This is a genomic window from Methylovulum sp., from assembly GCF_028687615.1.
GTDB lineage: Bacteria > Pseudomonadota > Gammaproteobacteria > Methylococcales > Methylomonadaceae > Methylovulum.
On the sequence record NZ_JAQTZU010000001.1, the window covers coordinates 1 to 15296 of the forward strand.

General features: G+C 49.0%; 19 protein-coding genes and 1 pseudogene. 15 read left to right on the forward strand and 5 right to left on the reverse strand.

All coding sequences use genetic code 11. The annotated features are described in order from the left end of the window. The first annotated feature begins 352 nt into the window (after positions 1–352). The 3 genes from PHH59_RS00005 to mtnC are packed head-to-tail and all read left to right on the forward strand — an operon-like array spanning position 353 to position 2219. Entirely contained in the window at positions 353–970 is a 618-nt protein-coding gene (locus PHH59_RS00005; protein WP_300009275.1) for a methylthioribulose 1-phosphate dehydratase, read from the forward strand. Further along, entirely contained in the window at positions 967–1527 is a 561-nt protein-coding gene (locus tag PHH59_RS00010; protein ID WP_300009278.1) for a cupin, read from the forward strand. The genes PHH59_RS00005 and PHH59_RS00010 overlap by 4 nt, the downstream gene beginning before the upstream one ends. Further along, on the forward strand, positions 1524–2219 hold the full coding sequence (gene mtnC, locus PHH59_RS00015) for an acireductone synthase (RefSeq protein WP_300009281.1): 696 nt from the start codon (positions 1524–1526) through the stop codon (positions 2217–2219). Before PHH59_RS00010 ends, mtnC begins: the two co-directional genes overlap by 4 nt. An 87-nt stretch (positions 2220–2306) precedes the next feature. Here the strand turns inward: mtnC and PHH59_RS00020 are convergent, their stop codons facing one another. Then, positions 2307–2573, reverse strand: coding sequence for a hypothetical protein (locus tag PHH59_RS00020; protein WP_300009284.1), 267 nt, complete (start codon positions 2571–2573; stop codon positions 2307–2309). Between the two features lie 182 nt (positions 2574–2755). Continuing rightward, complete coding sequence (locus PHH59_RS00025) at positions 2756–3286, reverse strand: RNA pyrophosphohydrolase (protein ID WP_300009287.1); 531 nt, start codon at positions 3284–3286, stop codon at positions 2756–2758. A 235-nt stretch (positions 3287–3521) separates the two neighbouring features. Between PHH59_RS00025 and PHH59_RS00030 the strand changes: the two genes are divergently transcribed. From PHH59_RS00030 to PHH59_RS00040, 3 genes are all read left to right on the forward strand, one after another. Then, positions 3522–4217, forward strand: coding sequence for an HAD family hydrolase (locus tag PHH59_RS00030; RefSeq protein WP_300009291.1), 696 nt, complete (start codon positions 3522–3524; stop codon positions 4215–4217). 165 nt (positions 4218–4382) lie between these two features. Then, positions 4383–4580, forward strand: coding sequence for a hypothetical protein (locus PHH59_RS00035; protein ID WP_300009293.1), 198 nt, complete (start codon positions 4383–4385; stop codon positions 4578–4580). Continuing rightward, a complete protein-coding gene (locus tag PHH59_RS00040; RefSeq protein ID WP_300009296.1) occupies positions 4552–4947 on the forward strand; it encodes a hypothetical protein in 396 nt (131 codons plus the stop codon). The genes PHH59_RS00035 and PHH59_RS00040 overlap by 29 nt, the downstream gene beginning before the upstream one ends. A gap of 12 nt (positions 4948–4959) precedes the next feature. Here PHH59_RS00040 and PHH59_RS00045 read toward each other — a convergent pair whose 3' ends face one another. Then, positions 4960–5190 carry a sulfurtransferase TusA family protein gene (locus tag PHH59_RS00045; RefSeq protein WP_300009299.1) on the reverse strand — a complete coding sequence of 77 codons (231 nt, stop codon included), beginning with the start codon at positions 5188–5190 and terminating at the stop codon, positions 4960–4962. A gap of 79 nt (positions 5191–5269) precedes the next feature. Between PHH59_RS00045 and cysG the strand changes: the two genes are divergently transcribed. Beyond that, a complete protein-coding gene (cysG, locus tag PHH59_RS00050; protein WP_300009301.1) occupies positions 5270–6682 on the forward strand; it encodes a siroheme synthase CysG in 1413 nt (470 codons plus the stop codon). Between the two features lie 293 nt (positions 6683–6975). Here the strand turns inward: cysG and PHH59_RS00055 are convergent. Further along, positions 6976–7212 (reverse strand): annotated as a pseudogene (locus PHH59_RS00055) (IS30 family transposase); the annotation flags it as partial. Between the two features lie 346 nt (positions 7213–7558). Here PHH59_RS00055 and PHH59_RS00060 point away from each other — a divergent pair. The 3 genes from PHH59_RS00060 (at position 7559) to PHH59_RS00070 (ending at position 10636) form a co-directional block, all read left to right on the forward strand. Beyond that, the gene (locus tag PHH59_RS00060) at positions 7559–8062 is read left to right on the forward strand and encodes a transcriptional repressor (RefSeq protein ID WP_300009304.1); all 504 of its coding nucleotides are present in this window, start codon (positions 7559–7561) and stop codon (positions 8060–8062) included. 417 nt (positions 8063–8479) lie between these two features. Continuing rightward, positions 8480–9532 carry an aminoglycoside phosphotransferase family protein gene (locus tag PHH59_RS00065; protein ID WP_300009307.1) on the forward strand — a complete coding sequence of 351 codons (1053 nt, stop codon included), beginning with the start codon at positions 8480–8482 and terminating at the stop codon, positions 9530–9532. A gap of 183 nt (positions 9533–9715) precedes the next feature. After that, entirely contained in the window at positions 9716–10636 is a 921-nt protein-coding gene (locus PHH59_RS00070) for a DMT family transporter (protein WP_300009310.1), read from the forward strand. On the opposite strand, the gene PHH59_RS00075 is transcribed toward PHH59_RS00070, so the two are convergent. Beyond that, a complete protein-coding gene (locus tag PHH59_RS00075; RefSeq protein WP_300009313.1) occupies positions 10633–10827 on the reverse strand; it encodes a hypothetical protein in 195 nt (64 codons plus the stop codon). The genes PHH59_RS00070 and PHH59_RS00075 overlap by 4 nt on opposite strands. Before the next feature lie 680 nt (positions 10828–11507). Between PHH59_RS00075 and PHH59_RS00080 the strand changes: the two genes are divergently transcribed. The 5 genes from PHH59_RS00080 to PHH59_RS00100 are packed head-to-tail and all read left to right on the forward strand — an operon-like array spanning position 11508 to position 15198. Beyond that, positions 11508–12356 carry a hypothetical protein gene (locus PHH59_RS00080; protein ID WP_300009316.1) on the forward strand — a complete coding sequence of 283 codons (849 nt, stop codon included), beginning with the start codon at positions 11508–11510 and terminating at the stop codon, positions 12354–12356. 18 nt (positions 12357–12374) lie between these two features. After that, positions 12375–13196: a hypothetical protein gene (locus PHH59_RS00085; RefSeq protein ID WP_300009319.1), complete on the forward strand. Its 822-nt coding sequence runs from the start codon at positions 12375–12377 to the stop codon at positions 13194–13196. An 18-nt stretch (positions 13197–13214) separates the two neighbouring features. Continuing rightward, on the forward strand, positions 13215–14051 hold the full coding sequence (locus PHH59_RS00090; RefSeq protein WP_300009322.1) for a hypothetical protein: 837 nt from the start codon (positions 13215–13217) through the stop codon (positions 14049–14051). A gap of 18 nt (positions 14052–14069) precedes the next feature. Then, positions 14070–14918 (forward strand): hypothetical protein, encoded by an 849-nt coding sequence (locus PHH59_RS00095; RefSeq protein WP_300009325.1) that lies wholly within the window; start codon positions 14070–14072, stop codon positions 14916–14918. 28 nt (positions 14919–14946) lie between these two features. Then, positions 14947–15198, forward strand: a complete 252-nt coding sequence (locus PHH59_RS00100; protein WP_300009328.1) for a hypothetical protein — start codon at positions 14947–14949, stop codon at positions 15196–15198. The last annotated feature ends 98 nt before the right edge of the window (positions 15199–15296 follow it).

Here is a 15296-nt window from a genome sequence, read left to right on the forward strand (position 1 = left end):
GCCTTGAACATGATCAGGCAAACCCCAAAGAAACGCATGAGTGTCAAACGTATGCGTAAGGCCGCTGGCTGGGATGACTTGCTTTTAACTGAGATTTTGGCTCAGGTATTTTAATGAGGTGGCCCTGGATTTCCGGCGAAGAATATACCCAACTCGCTAGTCTTTTTACCCATTTTCTGCGTTGTAAAAACAGTTGCATAGCCCGCTATGCGCCTATTTTTACGCCTTGAAAATGAGCAAAAATCCTGCGCGAGTTGGGTACATTCATTCTTGGAAATCGCCTTAACTTTAAAAGGCCGGACACCATCAGCTACTCAGACAACGATTTTCTAAGACTACCGACGACATCACCATGACTGACAGCAACTCTTTTTACCATGCCGCCGAGCAACTGATTGCCGCCGGACGTTTTATCGACAGCAAAGGCTGGGTCCCGGCGACCAGCGGCAATTTTTCGGTGCGTTTGCCTGACGGCACGATAGCCATCACCGTGTCCGGCAAACATAAAGGCCGTTTGCACAGTGATGATATTATGCTGATTGACATCGACGCCAACTCCCTGGATGGCAAAAAATCCTCGGCAGAAACGGGTTTGCATACGGGCATATACCGCCGCTTCCCTGAAATTAACGCCGTATTGCATCCGCATCCATTAAATACGGTGCTGGTTTCCAAGTTGTTTGGCCCGGAAATCGTGCTGGAAAATTACGAATTGCTGAAAGCGTTCTGTGGCATCGACACGCACGAAAGCCGTATCGTCGTGCCGATTTTTGCCAACGACCAGGATATTCCGCGTCTGGCGGCGCAGGTCGATGCGTATTTGGATACACACTCGGACTGTTATGCGTATATCATCGCCGGACACGGGCTTTATACATGGGGAACATCGGTTGAAGAAACGCTACGCTACTTGGAAGCCTTGGATTTTTTATTTGCTTGTGAACTGCACTTATACGGAGCCAAAAAATGAGTTTATTAACTGTTTACGCGGATAACAACGCCGAACAAGGCGAACGCTACAGCGATTTCGCCGCCATCGCGGGCCAATTGCACGCACTCAATGTCGTGTTTGAACGTTGGACGGCAAACTGCGCTTTCGCCGCCGATGCCGACCAAACCACGATTCTCGCCGCTTATGCCGAACCCATAGAACGTTTACAACAACAATACGGTTTCCAATCGGTCGATGTCATCAGCCTGAACGCCGACCATCCTGACAAAGCCGCCTTACGGCAAAAATTCCTGGCGGAACACACGCACGATGATTTTGAAGTGCGTTTTTTTATCGAAGGCTACGGGCTGTTTTATCTGCATGTCGGCGACAAAGTTTATGTCGTGCTATGTGAACGGGGCGATTTGATCAGCGTTCCGGCGCATACCAAGCACTGGTTTGATTTGGGTGAAAACCCTCGTTTAAAAGCCATCCGCCTGTTCACCACGCCGGACGGTTGGGTCGCCAATTTCACCGGCAGCGAGATTGGTGCCTCTTTCCCTACTTTAGACCAAACCCTCGCCGAATTGCCATGATTAAAGCCATCGTCACCGATATTGAAGGCACGACGACCTCTTTGGCGTTTGTCAAAGACGTGCTGTTCCCTTATGCACACGCACATCTGGGGGCATTTGTCCATGACCACGCCGAAGATGCTTCCGTTAAAGCCTTATTGGCGGACACTTGCAATTTGGCGGGCATATCATTTGACACCGAAGCAGCGGTTGCACAACTGCTCCACTGGTTGGATGAAGACAAAAAAATCACGCCGTTAAAAGCCTTGCAAGGCTTGATTTGGGAAGCCGGTTACCATCGGGGCGATTTCCACGGGCATATCTACGCCGATGCCGCCGGACAATTGCAACACTGGAAACAGCAGGGACTGGATTTGTATGTCTATTCATCCGGTTCGGTACAAGCGCAAAAACTGCTGTTCGCCCATACCGATTACGGCGATTTGACACCGCTGTTTTCCGGTTATTTTGACACGAACATCGGCGGCAAACGGGAGATGGAATCGTACCGGAACATCGCTAAACAAATCCAGTTACCACCGGAACAACTATTGTTTTTATCGGATATTGAAGAAGAACTCGATGCCGCCCAAGCCGCCGGATTCCATACCATTTGGCTTAAGCGGGAAACAGAGTTGACAGAAAACACCGCACATCGGCAAGTCAGTAGCTTTACCGAAATCACCGGACAAATGCTGGATCAACTTTCCTAAAACAGTCTGGTCGTGGGTCAAACCTGAATTTGTATCCATTCAGCCTAATCAAACACCCCATTTGACCCACTATCGACAGCTTTATCGTCAGTCACCATGTCCATGATGTTCATGTTCGCGATGTTCGTGTTCGCGATATTCATGTCCATAAAAACGCGGATGCCCGTAACCGAAAGGCCTCGGATAGAGAAAAACCGGAGGAGGTGGAGGTGGAAAATAACGCCGCCGGACAACAATCCGTGGACGCGGAGCGACATAAACGGGATAACTGCCATAATCCGCCGGATAAACCGCACACGCGCTTAACGCACCCAGCAAAGCCGCTACAGCCAAACGTTTGATTGAAAATGCCATGATAATTCCCGAATAGGATTGGTTTTACATCATCATAGGCACGATAAACTGAATAGCGTCTGAACCCTTTTTAACGCCTAAATCCCTGCCAGACCGGTAAACCACCACCTGCATGGCACGGCAATTAATGGCTTGGGAGCCTCATTTTTGGGCTACAGAGGGAATGGTAAGTCTAGTGACAACTAGGCTTTTGCGTTCCCTTGCTTGGACAAATAGCCTTCCGCATTGACTGGTATGCCCTGGATGGTCAAAATCACGCCCAGTTCGGTCATCGCCTTTTGATACACTTTGCGTTTGAAATAAACCACATTATTCAGCGGCTCCCAATAATCCACCCAACGCCAACTATCAAATTCCGGTTTTGGGCTGCGGTCAAAACGCACATGGGCATCGCTACCCAACAAACGCAACATATACCAAATCTGCTTTTGGCCTATACACAATGGCAACGAATTTTTACGGATATAGCGTTCGGGTAATTGGTACCTCAACCAGTAACGGGTGCGTCCTAAAATTTGTACATGTTGTTTTTGTAGCCCGGTTTCTTCCCACAATTCTCGATACATCGCTGCTTCAGGGTCTTCATTTTCATTGATTCCGCCTTGCGGGAACTGCCATGCGTCCACGCCCATCCGTTTTGCCCAAAACACGCGACCCTCGTCATTGCAAAGGATGATCCCGACATTGGGCCGGTATCCTTTAGAGTCTATCATGTTAAAACCTGTCGTTTTTATCTTGCCTTTGTCCTCATCAACTGGTGATAGTGCGTGGTCAGACAAGACAGTTTGTAATTGTTCCATTGTTCCATAAAAAAAGTGCAGAAGCTATAGCACTTCGGCCTTTTGATGGTACATTCACCACCTGACTATGGCTTTCGGAAGGTTTACGCGAACCCGCCGGAAGACAGCATCACCAGCAAACGATGAACCCATTTTTGACAGGATAACTATGAGCTTGGCGATTTTCGATTTGGACAACACCTTGATAGGCGATGACAGTGATTATTTATGGGGGCAGTTTCTGGTTGACCAGGGCGTGGTCGACAAAGACGTATATGAAGCGGCGAATGCCAAATTCTACGATGACTACAAGCAAGGCACACTGGATATTGTCGAATTTTTAGGCTTTTCCTTAAAGCCGTTGGCGGAACACGAACCTGCACAACTTTATCAATGGCGTGGGCAATTTATCCGCGACATCATCACGCCAATATTGCTAAAACCCGCACAACAGCTTATCGACAAACATAAGGCGCGTGGCGACACCTTGCTGGTGATCACCGCCACCAACCGCTTCGTCACTGAACCAATCGTCCAGCTTTACGGTATCGAGCATTTATTGGCGACGACACCCGAAATGCTGGATGGACGCTACACCGGAAAATTCATCGGTGCGCCGTGTTTTCAGTCGGGAAAAATCACGCATCTGGAAGCCTGGTTACAAGACACCGAAGAAAACTTACAAGACAGTTGGTTTTACAGCGACTCGCATAATGATTTGCCACTGCTACAACGGGTGGCGCATCCGGTTGCCGTCAACCCGGATGACAAACTGGCGGCATTTGCAAAAACCGCCCATTGGCCGGTGATTAGCTTGCGGGAAGCAGATTGTCCGACAGGGCATTTCGGGCATTGGCAAAAGTAGTGCCGCAGGGATTTTCAGGTTTTTCTTGTTTTCAAGAGACGACTTGAAAAACCTCGATGTCTTGGCGCGACTAAAAAGACAACGATATGAAACAATCCCTTTTCATATTGATACACTTATGCCAATCAGGTATATTGGCAAAAAATTTATTTGCAAATCAAACTTATGAACAGACATTTGAAAAACTGGCTGGATGGCATAAGCCAAACCTTGATTTTATATCCTGAGCAAGATTATTGCCGTCCTCAACGTGGTGATTTCCGCAAAGATGCGGCGGCGTTACGTAGCGATGCGGCGAAAATTACCGGCGGCTTACGCAAAAATGTGACCAAGCATGGCAAAGTCAACGCACGCCTCCGTTAAAAGTCGACATGGTGATTTGACCGTCCAACAGCACGAAACCGACAGCCCCATAATTCCCGTCCAACAAATTGAACAACTGCATCAATTTCGCCCTGACCGCGTCGATTGGGTGTTTGAACAAACCCAAACCGAAGCGGAATATCGCCGTAAAGAAACCCATCGGGTAAACACGTTTGTTTTCATTGAACGCTTGATTGGTCAAACCTGCGCCTTGCTGATCGGTTTGTCGGGTATCGGAGGCGGTGTTTATACCGCCGTCCACGGACAACCGGAAGCCGGCGGTACCATTGCAGGGCTTGCTATCACTGGCTTGGCCGCCGTATTTTTGACAGGACGCGCCAGAAAAATAACGAATGACGAAGCCTGACAAACACCCCGCTCACTTTTTCCTGACATAAAAAACCTGGCTATTATCGTGGCGGACCACTTCAACCAGCACATGCCCCGCCTGATCGACATACACGCCAAAATCCAGATGCGCCGCCGGGTCGGTGGCGATGACCTTGACCACTTCCCCGCTTGCCATGCTGTTTAAAGCCTTTTTTAGGCGCAACAACGGCAAGGGACACATCAAACCACTGGCATCAACTTCTACATTACATTCAATCATTGCGGTATTTTAAGTTTTCTAAAGCCTATCGAGGGTGCTTATAATAGCACCCCCAATTCAATCGACACATCCCCAGACAATGGATTATTTCCCGCTTTTTGCCCAGCTCAACAACCGTCCTTGCCTCGTGGTTGGCGCGGGCCACATCGCCGCCCGCAAGATTGACCTGCTGCTACGCGCCGGGGCCTGCGTCACGGTCATCGCCCTGAAGACCAGCCCTGCCATCGCGCAATTGGCAAAGGAACAAAAATTGACGCTCATCGAAAAGGCTTTCATGCAGGATGATGTGGAAGGATTCATGCTGGTCGTTTCGGCAACCGACAATACCGAAACCAATCAAAGCGTTGCCGCCGCCGCCAATGCCCGCCATATCTTCGTTAATGTCGTTGACAATCCACATCTGTGCAGTTTTATCTTGCCCGCGATTATTGACCGCTCGCCACTGGTGGTCGCGTTTTCATCCGGCGGTGCGGCCCCCGTGTTGGCGCGGTTGTTACGGGCGAAAATAGAAAGCGTCATCCCACCCGCATACGGACGCTTGGCGCAACTGGCGGAAAAATTCCGCACTGCGGTCAAACAACGTATCCACGCTCCCGAACAACGGCGGATTTTCTGGGAGACTATTTTTCAGGGTACGGTTGCCGAACAAGTCTACGCCGGGAACGAGCAGCAAGCCGAACAGCAATTGCTGGCGGTGCTGGACAAACACGAAAACGCCGCCACGGTGGGCGAAGTCTATTTGATAGGCGCAGGCCCGGGTGCGGCGGATTTATTGACATTCCGTGCCTTGCGGTTGATGCAGCAAGCCGACGTGATTGTCTATGACCATCTCGTGTCACCGGAAATTTTAGATCTGGCCCGCCGCGACAGTGAAAAAATCTATGTCGGCAAACAACGCCAAAACCACAGCTTGCCGCAAGATTCCATCAACCGCCTGCTTGCCGATTTGGCCAAAACCGGCAAGCGCGTGGTGCGTTTAAAAGGCGGCGACCCGTTCATTTTCGGGCGCGGCGGTGAGGAAATCGAAACCCTGATGCAAGAAGGCATCGCCTTCCAAGTCGTCCCCGGCATCACCGCCGCATCCGGCTGTGCGTCGTATGCCGGCATTCCGTTGACGCACCGTGACCATGCCCAATCCTGCACCTTCGTCACCGGACATTTAAAAGACAATTCAATCAACTTGAATTGGACCCAGCTTGCCGCCCCCAACCAAACCATCGTGGTCTACATGGGCTCGATGGGCCTGGAAAAAATCTGCCAGTCGCTGATCGCCCACGGTAGCCCGCCAGATTTGCCGATAGCCTTGGTGCAACAAGGCACCACCGCTAGCCAGCGCGTCTTCACCGGAACCCTGGCGACCATGCCCGCGCGGATGGCGGACGAGAAAATCTCCCCGCCCACGCTGATTATCATCGGCACGGTGGTGGGCTTGCATAATAGCTTGAACTGGTTCAAGGTCACGGAAGAAAACCGCGCCGAACAACTGACATGAATGGATGCCCCAAAAATTTCAGCAAGCTATTTTTGGACTAAAATATGCCGCAGCCGAAAGGCATCCCTGAAAAAGAGAATCTAAAAATCAAAAGCGTGGATTCAACTCCGAAGTGCAATCTTAGGTACCATGCGGCCTCTTGCTCTTGTTCAGCAAAAAACACTGCATGGGGTGTTTGGTAATTGAGTGATTTTCGTGGGCGGTGGTTCAGCTTGTGCATCACCGCTTCAACGTCCGCATCCGTGATATTCTCAAAACGGCTGCCTCTAGCGCCCCGTGTGGGTATTGCTAAAGTACTGCCTGGTCAACCCGTTGCTGTTTTCGTTTAAACCGCGCTCCCACGAATGGTAGGGATGCGCAAAACACACCTCCGCATTGAGATGTGCCTTGATGGTTTCATGTCCGGCGGACTCCCTGCCGTTATCGGCGGTGATCGTCAACGCCTTGTCCAGATAAGGCTTGGGCAAAATAACCGTCGCTTCCGTGACGGCTTCGGCATGTTTGCCGTCCACTTTTTTAATCAAGGTGAATTGTCCTTAGACCACCCTTGAGGTGGGACACCCTGTCCTCACCAGTGCACCCTGATGTTCCTGGCCTATCACGGTGTATAAGGCGGTGATGCAATCGATCAGCGATTTTCATGAGCCGTGGACGGAATTCGCCGACTTGGACAAGTGAAACCGCTTCCATCCAAATCCATAGACATGGTGTGTCCAACTAGTTTTATTGCAGCAGATGCCTCTAAACAACTGCAAGGGTTTGGTAAAAATTGTCCAGCGGTTTCCTAGATAATGGGCTATTAAAATTACGTCATTGCCCATGCAGTAGAATGAGTTATATTATATCATCTGCTCCGACTCTCTTGATGCCAACCCGATGAAAACGCCCGCTGAACCCCTATTTACGCCACCACCAACGACTCATAACCACCAGCAATGCGTCCATAACGCACTGAAAACCGCTGAAACTTTATGCGTCGAACGCGGTGTGCAATTGACCTCTATCCGTCATCAAGTGTTGGAATTGATTTGGGAAAGCCATAAAGCGGTAAAAGCCTACGAATTGCTGGACCGCATCAAACCCCTGCAAAACGCCGCCAAACCCGCAACAATTTACCGGGCCTTAGATTTTTTGATCACGCAAGGGTTGATCCACCGTGTCGAAAGTTTGAATGCGTTTGTCGGTTGCCGTTGTTCGGGACGCCAGCACGAGCAATTGCTGTTGATTTGCAAGCAGTGTGAAGAAGTTGAAGAACGCACGGCAAGCCAAGTCATGCAGGCTTTGGCTGAGGAATTTCAACGGGCCGGCTTCACCGCCCACAGCAAAGCCGTTGAAGTGCATGGTTTGTGCCAGCGATGCGCGGGGCTGTCCAGTGAATGACGCCTATCTTTTTCGGCACAAATCGTGACCGTCCGCAATATAGCATTGTGCCAAACGCAAGGTTTGCCCCGAATATTCGCCCAACAAAACTAACGCTTAGGTGATTTTCGAGAAAGAACATACCATCAAAAATCTGATTCGTAGAAAAACTAAAGTCCACGAAAATCACGAAAGGCACGAAAAAATAACTTGGAGACGTTTTTTTCGTGTTTTTTGTGTCGCCTCGGCACACCGCTACGCTGCTCTGTCCATAGACCCCCTTGAGGGGCATTGCTCTACCTCTGTCCATAGACCCCCTTGTGGGGCATCCATGCAGTCGTAATGCGCCTACTGTTGGCTTTCGTGGACAGATTTTTGGGTAAATTCATTGCCGGAAACCACCTTGACAGAAATTGGCAGTACCTTAAATTAACCAGCATGAGCATAGAAAAAAACCTCCTACACAGCATCGCCGGGCATTTCGCCAAGTCAATCAACTCCATCACACCGCTAGGCAATGGCTTGATTAATGACACGTTTTTGGTGACAAGCACCGAGTCCAGACAAACCGAGTCCAGACAATTTGTCTTGCAACGCATCAACCGGCAAGTGTTTCCTGAGCCGGAGCTGATCACCGCCAATTTGCTGACGCTAAATCAACACATCCGCCAACAAACCGATGTGCATCTACAAATGCCGGCCATTTTATGCACGGCAACTGGGCTGGCAAATTTTCAAGACGAACTCGGCAATAGCTGGCGGGCGCAAAGCTTTATCGCCGGGACGAAAAGCCTGGAAAGCTTGCGTTCACTCGATGATGCGGCACAAACCGGCTACGCGCTGGGGCATTTCCACCGCTTGACCAGCAGCCTGAAGCCAAACAAGCTGCATGACACCTTGCCAGGTTTCCATATCACGCCGGACTATTTACGCAATTATCACGCAGTCGCCCAACAAACGCAGAGGTTCGACCCGTTTTGTGCGGATTTCATCCGTGAATTTGAACATCCCGACATTTTAGAATCCGCCAAACAACAAAAACACTTGCAGGTACGGGTGATTCATGGCGATCCTAAACTCAATAATTTTTTGTTTGCGCAAGACGGCAAGATCATCAGCCTGATTGATCTGGACACCGTCAAACCTGGGCTGGTGCATTATGACATTGGCGATTGCTTGCGTTCGTGCTGCCATGATGCAGCGACTAACACGTTTAATTTGGACAAAGGTGCGGCGATTTTAAAAAGTTATCTGGACGAGGCCGCCGCTTTTTTTAGCGGCGAAGATTACGATTATTTATTTCCCGCCATCCAATTGCTACCTTTTGAATTGGGTTTGCGGTTTTACACGGATTATCTGCAAGGCGACCGCTATTTTAAAATCACCGGGCCTGGGCAAAATTTGCAGCGTGCCAAGGCGCAATTCCAACTTTGTGCATCGGTCATGGCACAAAAAGCGGAAATTGAAGCGTTGATTAGGCGGGTCAAATAACTTTGCGCTAATCATACAACCCAGCATCTGTTTTGCTAGGCCAGACGATTCCAACAATTATATTAATCATCCTAAATTTTCTTGCACAAAGATCTGGCAACGTGACAATTTTTGAGATGATTAATGAATGATTGCTGACATCATAAGCTCCCCCTCTTTTTCCGCCATCCCAAAGGAATTTCATTGTCTTCAAACAAATCCCCCTCCGAACAACGCCAGCGCATGATCGGCTTGGTGCTGGTGTTACTGGGCGCGTTCGGTTTTTCCGCGAAAGCGATTTTGATCAAACTGGCGTATGCCGCCAATGTGCAAATAGATGCGATTACGCTGATGGCTTTGCGTATGTTGTTTTCCTTGCCGTTTTTTTTGGTCGTGGCGGTTTGGAGTAATAAAGCCTCAGTAAGCGCGCCGATGACGGGCAGGCAATGGTTGATCATCACCGTGTTGGGCTTGATGGGTTATTACATCGCCAGTTATCTGGATTTTCTGGGCTTGCAAACCATTTCGGCGGGTTTGGAGCGGGTCATTTTGTTCCTCTACCCGACTTTTGTCGTGCTGTTTTCCGCGCTGTTCCATAGACGCAAAATCACCTGGCGGGCCGGGCTCGCGCTGGCCTTAAGTTATGCGGGGATGCTGCTGGTGTTTCTGGAGCAATTGTCGCTGACCTCGGCGAACATCTGGCTGGGTGCGTCGTTCGTCTTGGCGAGCGCGGTGGTGTTTGCGATATTTACGATGGGCAGCGGGGTCATGACGCACAGCATCGGTTCCACGCGCTTTACCGCTTACACCATGACGGTTGCCAGCGTGGCGACGCTGGTGCATTTTGGGGTGCGGCATGGGCTTGACCTGACCCATTTATCCGTCGAAATTTACGTTCTGGCATTGATCATGGCGATTTTTTCGACCGTGCTACCATCATTTTTTATGAACGCGGGCATACGCAAAATCGGCGCGAGTTCGGCTTCAATCATCAGCACCACCGGCCCTATCGCCACGCTGGTGTTGGCGTTTTTCTTACTACATGAAGCGATCACCGCGATGCAATTGGCGGGGACGTTCCTGGTGTTGAGCGGGGTTTATGTGGTCAGTAAAAAGCACCGCTAAAAACAGCATTGGCTTCCCGCTTCGATCACCTGGCCCAAGCTGATGCCTCCATCGCCGGAAGGGATGGCTTCGTGAAGGAAAACGTCAAAACCCGCTTGTTCCAATGCCGACAGTGCTTGTTCGGTCAATAGCCGGTTTTGGAACACACCGCCGGAAAGTCCAACGCGCAAAAAAGGGGTCAGGTCTTGCACCGTGCTTTTCGATTTTCATGCAAAATGCAAGACCTGACCGTTTTGGAATTGGCTGAAGAATCTTGCTAATCAGGAAACCTTTTATACCCGATGCTCCCGTCCGAATAGGGATGGTTGTTTGGTTTTATTGGGGCTTTTCATCATCGGACGCTTAGATGTCAGGCAACGGTGCGGCGGCGGCCCGACAAGGCGGCGGACACTAAAAACTTGCAAATAACAAAGGTAGTCTACACTTATTGTCAATGACGCTTGTTCCTCGGTTACTTGTGCAAAGGGGCGCATTAACATCACATCCCAGTGTGCCTAGAACTTCCCTGAAATTCAGGGGCGATTGGCAGGCCTTGGCTCAAGGCAAGCGAAGGTGTCTTGGGTGACATTTTTATGGCGGCGTGTGTGCCCAATGATCTTGCCGGACGGGTTTGCGAGACCCCATCCCGCTCAGAGTATGTTTCAAAAATACCCGTTAACGTGATTTTGCAAGACCTGACCCCTCGTGCTCGTGGACAGGCCAACATTGCGAAAGTTTTTTAAGATATAACGATGAGATTTATGTTCGCTATGAATTTGACTTTAATTTGTTGAAAAACTGGCGGCAGATCGAGCTTAAAATCAGAGAATTGGTTGCGTCGTTTGAACGGGCGGCAGCCACCGAGAAACCCTAAGACCATCGCAGGTTGAAAATGAAAAAACTACTGAAATATCTCGCGGTTGCCATTGGTGGTGGCCTGATGATGATTTTTATCGCCTATCTTGGGCTTATTGGCTGGTTGCAGTGGACACTTTCGCACCCCTCGCCCTCGGACGTTTTCCCGTTGGCAGGTCAGCAGACCACACAAACGCAGGTGCTTCGCTATCAGGTTGGCTCGCGCCGTTTCAATATTCCTGTCAATTATATTTTTAAAAAACCGGGGAGGCTGCGTACCGACATTATTAAAACCCCAACACCCGATGGCATTTGGGTGCTTTGGCCGGATTTGAAACCCTACACCAAAGAAACCCGCGCCGAGTTTGACCAACTGGGCAGGGGCAATAAAATTGACTTTATGATTACGGGAATGACGGGCAAATGGTATCAGCCACCAAACGGGAAATTTGACCCGTCAATTTTAGACCCCAACCAAGAAGTCGGCGACCGGGGCGGCTTTATCCCGGAATATCAGTTTTTCCATGACATTTACGCCTTAAAGCAAGAAGGCATTGAAGGGTCGTATAACCATGATCCAAGGATACCGTCGGAGTTTATTTATTATCAGCAATGGAAAGGCGCAACCGGAGAAGTGAGTGAAAAAAAATCACTCCAAAACATTTATGCGATTTTAGAAAACGGCCGTTATGTGTATTCAGCAAAATGCAGGGGATCCGAATTCGCCCCTTCGCCCAGTTGCAACAATTATTTTAAATACAGCGACGATATTTACGTTGACTACACGTTCAGTTTGGATTTGTTGAAAGACTGGCGGCAGATCGAATCCAAAATCAGAGAATTGGTCGCGTCGTTTGAACGGGCGGCGGCCACCGAGAAACCCTAAGGCCGTTGCAGGTTGAAAATGAAAAAACTACTGAAATATCTCGCGGTTGCCATTGGTGGTGGCCTGATGATGATTTTTATCGCCTATCTTGGGCTTATTGGCTGGTTACAGTGGAAGTTTTCGGATCGTTACCCATATAACGCCTCACCATTACAAGGGATGCATACAATAAATACGCTGCCTTTACGCTACAAAATAGGCTCGTACCGTTTAAACATTCCTGTTAATTACACCATCAGAACTACAGATATATTGCCCTCAAACATTATTGATGGAATTGATGTTATCTCCGTTCTCTGGCCAGATTTAGAACCTTATAGCGAAAAAAACCGAGCGGAATTTGAGCATCGGAGAAAAATAACAAATAAAATTTTTTTATCACTAACACAGACTAAGTGGTATCGCCCAGACGGTGCATATGATCCTAATAAAGTCCCTGCGGTACTACACGATGCTTTGACTCCAGAGCAAGCATGTTACTCTCATATTTACCATTTTAAGCAACGAGGAATAGAAGGAACTTACGTTCATGACAGCAAAGTACCTGAGGAGTTTATTTATTATCCAGAATGGGACAATGAAAAAAAACCAGTTTTGGGAAATAAATATGCGGTTTTAGACAAGGGACATTGCCTTTATTCTGTTAGATGTGATGGAGCAGAAAGCGATCATTCACCATGGACAAGCCGACATTGCGAAAGCTTTTTAAAATATAACGATGAAATTTATGTCCGCTATGAATTTGATTTTAATTTGCTGAAAGATTGGCGGCAGATCGAGCTTAAAATCAGAGAATTGGTTGCGTCGTTTGAACGGGCGGCAGCCACCGAGAAACCCTAAGGCCGTTGCAGGTTGAAAATGAAAAAACTACTGAAATATCTAGCGGTTGCCATTGGTGGTGGCCTGATGATGATTTTTATCGCCTATCTTGGGCTTATTGGCTGGTTGCAGTGGACACTTTCCCACCCCTCGCCCTCGGACGTTTTCCCGTTGGCAGGGCAGCAGACCACACAAACGCAGGTGCTTCGCTATCAGGTTGGCTCGCGCCGTTTCAATATTCCCGTCAATTATATTTTTAAAAAACCGGGGCGGCTGCGTACCGACATTATTAAAACCCCAACACCCGATGGCATTTGGGTGCTTTGGCCGGATTTGAAACCCTACACCAAAGAAACCCGCGCCGAGTTTGACCAACTGGGCAGGGGCAATAAAATTGATTTCATGATTACCTATATGGATAACAAATGGTACCAGCCGCCTGGCGGGAAATTTGACCCGTCAATTTTAGACCCCAACCAAGAAGTCGGCGACCGGGGCGGCTTTATCCCGGAATATCAGTTTTTCCATGACATTTACGCCTTAAGGCAACAAGGCATCGAAGGGTCGTATAACCACGATCCAAGGATTCCACCGAGGTTTATTTATTACACCTATAAGAAAGGTGCAGATGAAAAAAAAGCGGTTCAAAACATTTATGCGATTTTAGAGAAGGATCGTTATGTGTATTCAGCAAAATGCACGGGATCTGAGTTCGGCCCACATCCCGCTTGCCGCGCTTATTTTAAATACAGCGAGGATATTTATATTACCTATACTTTTAGCTTAGATTTGCTGAAAGATTGGCAGCAAATCGAGCTTAAAATCAGAGAATTGGTTGCGTCGTTTGAACGGGCGGCAGCCACCGAGAAACCCTAAGACCATCGCAGGTTGAAAATGAAAAAACTACTGAAATATCTAGCGGTTGCCATTGGTGGTGGCCTGATGATGATTTTTATCGCCTATCTTGGGCTTATTGGCTGGTTGCAGTGGACACTTTCGCACCCCTCGCCCTCGGACGTTTTCCCGTTGGCAGGTCAGCAGACCACACAAACGCAAGTGCTCCGTTATCAGGTGGGTGTGCGCCGTTTCAATATTCCCGTCAATTATATTTTTAAAAAACCGGGGCGGTTACCCACCGATATTATCAAAAAAAGAACACCCGACGGCATATGGGTGCTGTGGCCGGACTTAAAGCCCTACACCGAGGAAACCCGCGCAGAGTTTGAGCAACTGGGCAGGGGCAATAAAATTGATTTCATGATTCACCATGTGGATGTCAAATGGTATCAGCCACCTAACGGGAAATTTGACCCGTCCATCTTAGACCCCCATCAAGAGCTGGCTGACCGTGGCGGCTTGATCCCGGAATATCAGTTTTTCCATGACATTTACGCCTTAAGGCAACAAGGCATCGAAGGGTCGTATAACCACGATCCAAGGATTCCACCGAGGTTTATTTATTACACCTATAAGAAAGGTGCAGATGAAAAAAAAGCGGTTCAAAACATTTATGCGATTTTAGAAAACGGCCGTTATGTGTATTCAGCAAAATGCAGGGGATCCGAATTCGCCCCTTCGCCCAGTTGCAACAATTATTTTAAATACAGCGACGATATTTACGTTGACTACACGTTCAGTTTGGATTTGCTGAAAGACTGGCGGCAAATCGAATCCAAAATCAGAGAATTGGTTGCGTCGTTTGAGCGGGCGGCAGCCACCGAGAAACCCAATACCGTTCAATAATTTTTCAACCCCACAACAGGAGAACACCATGGCAAACCCCAGCAAAAAACCCGTGCCAGGCAGCATCGAGGCTTGGCAATTTAGCACACCCTCCTTTACAGCATTTTCCCTGGAGGCCGACGTGATGGCATCCCCGGATGACCCAAAGCCAACGGCGGCTTTCACTCCCCCCGGCAGCGCATTGGCCGCCCAGTCGAGTACAACGGGCCTTGCACATCATTTGAGCGATCCCGATTTGGCCCGGTTGCAGAATTTAGTAATCGTTTGTCCACACCTTTAATTTGAGGAACATATCATGCTTACTTACAGAACCCTTACCTCGCAACAGTATGTTGATGCGGTTGTTGTTAATTCAATCACCCCAACCTACCGCTCTAG

Bases quoted from the DNA above. Each gene is read 5' to 3' on its own strand.
- PHH59_RS00005 (WP_300009275.1), top strand. From the start codon at position 353: ATGACTGACAGCAACTCTTTTTACCATGCCGCCGAGCAACTGATTGCC.
- PHH59_RS00010 (WP_300009278.1), top strand. From the start codon at position 967: ATGAGTTTATTAACTGTTTACGCGGATAACAACGCCGAACAAGGCGAA.
- mtnC (WP_300009281.1), top strand. From the start codon at position 1,524: ATGATTAAAGCCATCGTCACCGATATTGAAGGCACGACGACCTCTTTG.
- PHH59_RS00020 (WP_300009284.1), bottom strand. From the start codon at position 2,573: ATGGCATTTTCAATCAAACGTTTGGCTGTAGCGGCTTTGCTGGGTGCG.
- PHH59_RS00025 (WP_300009287.1), bottom strand. From the start codon at position 3,286: ATGATAGACTCTAAAGGATACCGGCCCAATGTCGGGATCATCCTTTGC.
- PHH59_RS00030 (WP_300009291.1), top strand. From the start codon at position 3,522: ATGAGCTTGGCGATTTTCGATTTGGACAACACCTTGATAGGCGATGAC.
- PHH59_RS00035 (WP_300009293.1), top strand. From the start codon at position 4,383: ATGAACAGACATTTGAAAAACTGGCTGGATGGCATAAGCCAAACCTTG.
- PHH59_RS00040 (WP_300009296.1), top strand. From the start codon at position 4,552: ATGGCAAAGTCAACGCACGCCTCCGTTAAAAGTCGACATGGTGATTTG.
- PHH59_RS00045 (WP_300009299.1), bottom strand. From the start codon at position 5,190: ATGATTGAATGTAATGTAGAAGTTGATGCCAGTGGTTTGATGTGTCCC.
- cysG (WP_300009301.1), top strand. From the start codon at position 5,270: ATGGATTATTTCCCGCTTTTTGCCCAGCTCAACAACCGTCCTTGCCTC.
- PHH59_RS00060 (WP_300009304.1), top strand. From the start codon at position 7,559: ATGAAAACGCCCGCTGAACCCCTATTTACGCCACCACCAACGACTCAT.
- PHH59_RS00065 (WP_300009307.1), top strand. From the start codon at position 8,480: ATGAGCATAGAAAAAAACCTCCTACACAGCATCGCCGGGCATTTCGCC.
- PHH59_RS00080 (WP_300009316.1), top strand. From the start codon at position 11,508: ATGAAAAAACTACTGAAATATCTCGCGGTTGCCATTGGTGGTGGCCTG.
- PHH59_RS00085 (WP_300009319.1), top strand. From the start codon at position 12,375: ATGAAAAAACTACTGAAATATCTCGCGGTTGCCATTGGTGGTGGCCTG.
- PHH59_RS00090 (WP_300009322.1), top strand. From the start codon at position 13,215: ATGAAAAAACTACTGAAATATCTAGCGGTTGCCATTGGTGGTGGCCTG.
- PHH59_RS00095 (WP_300009325.1), top strand. From the start codon at position 14,070: ATGAAAAAACTACTGAAATATCTAGCGGTTGCCATTGGTGGTGGCCTG.
- PHH59_RS00100 (WP_300009328.1), top strand. From the start codon at position 14,947: ATGGCAAACCCCAGCAAAAAACCCGTGCCAGGCAGCATCGAGGCTTGG.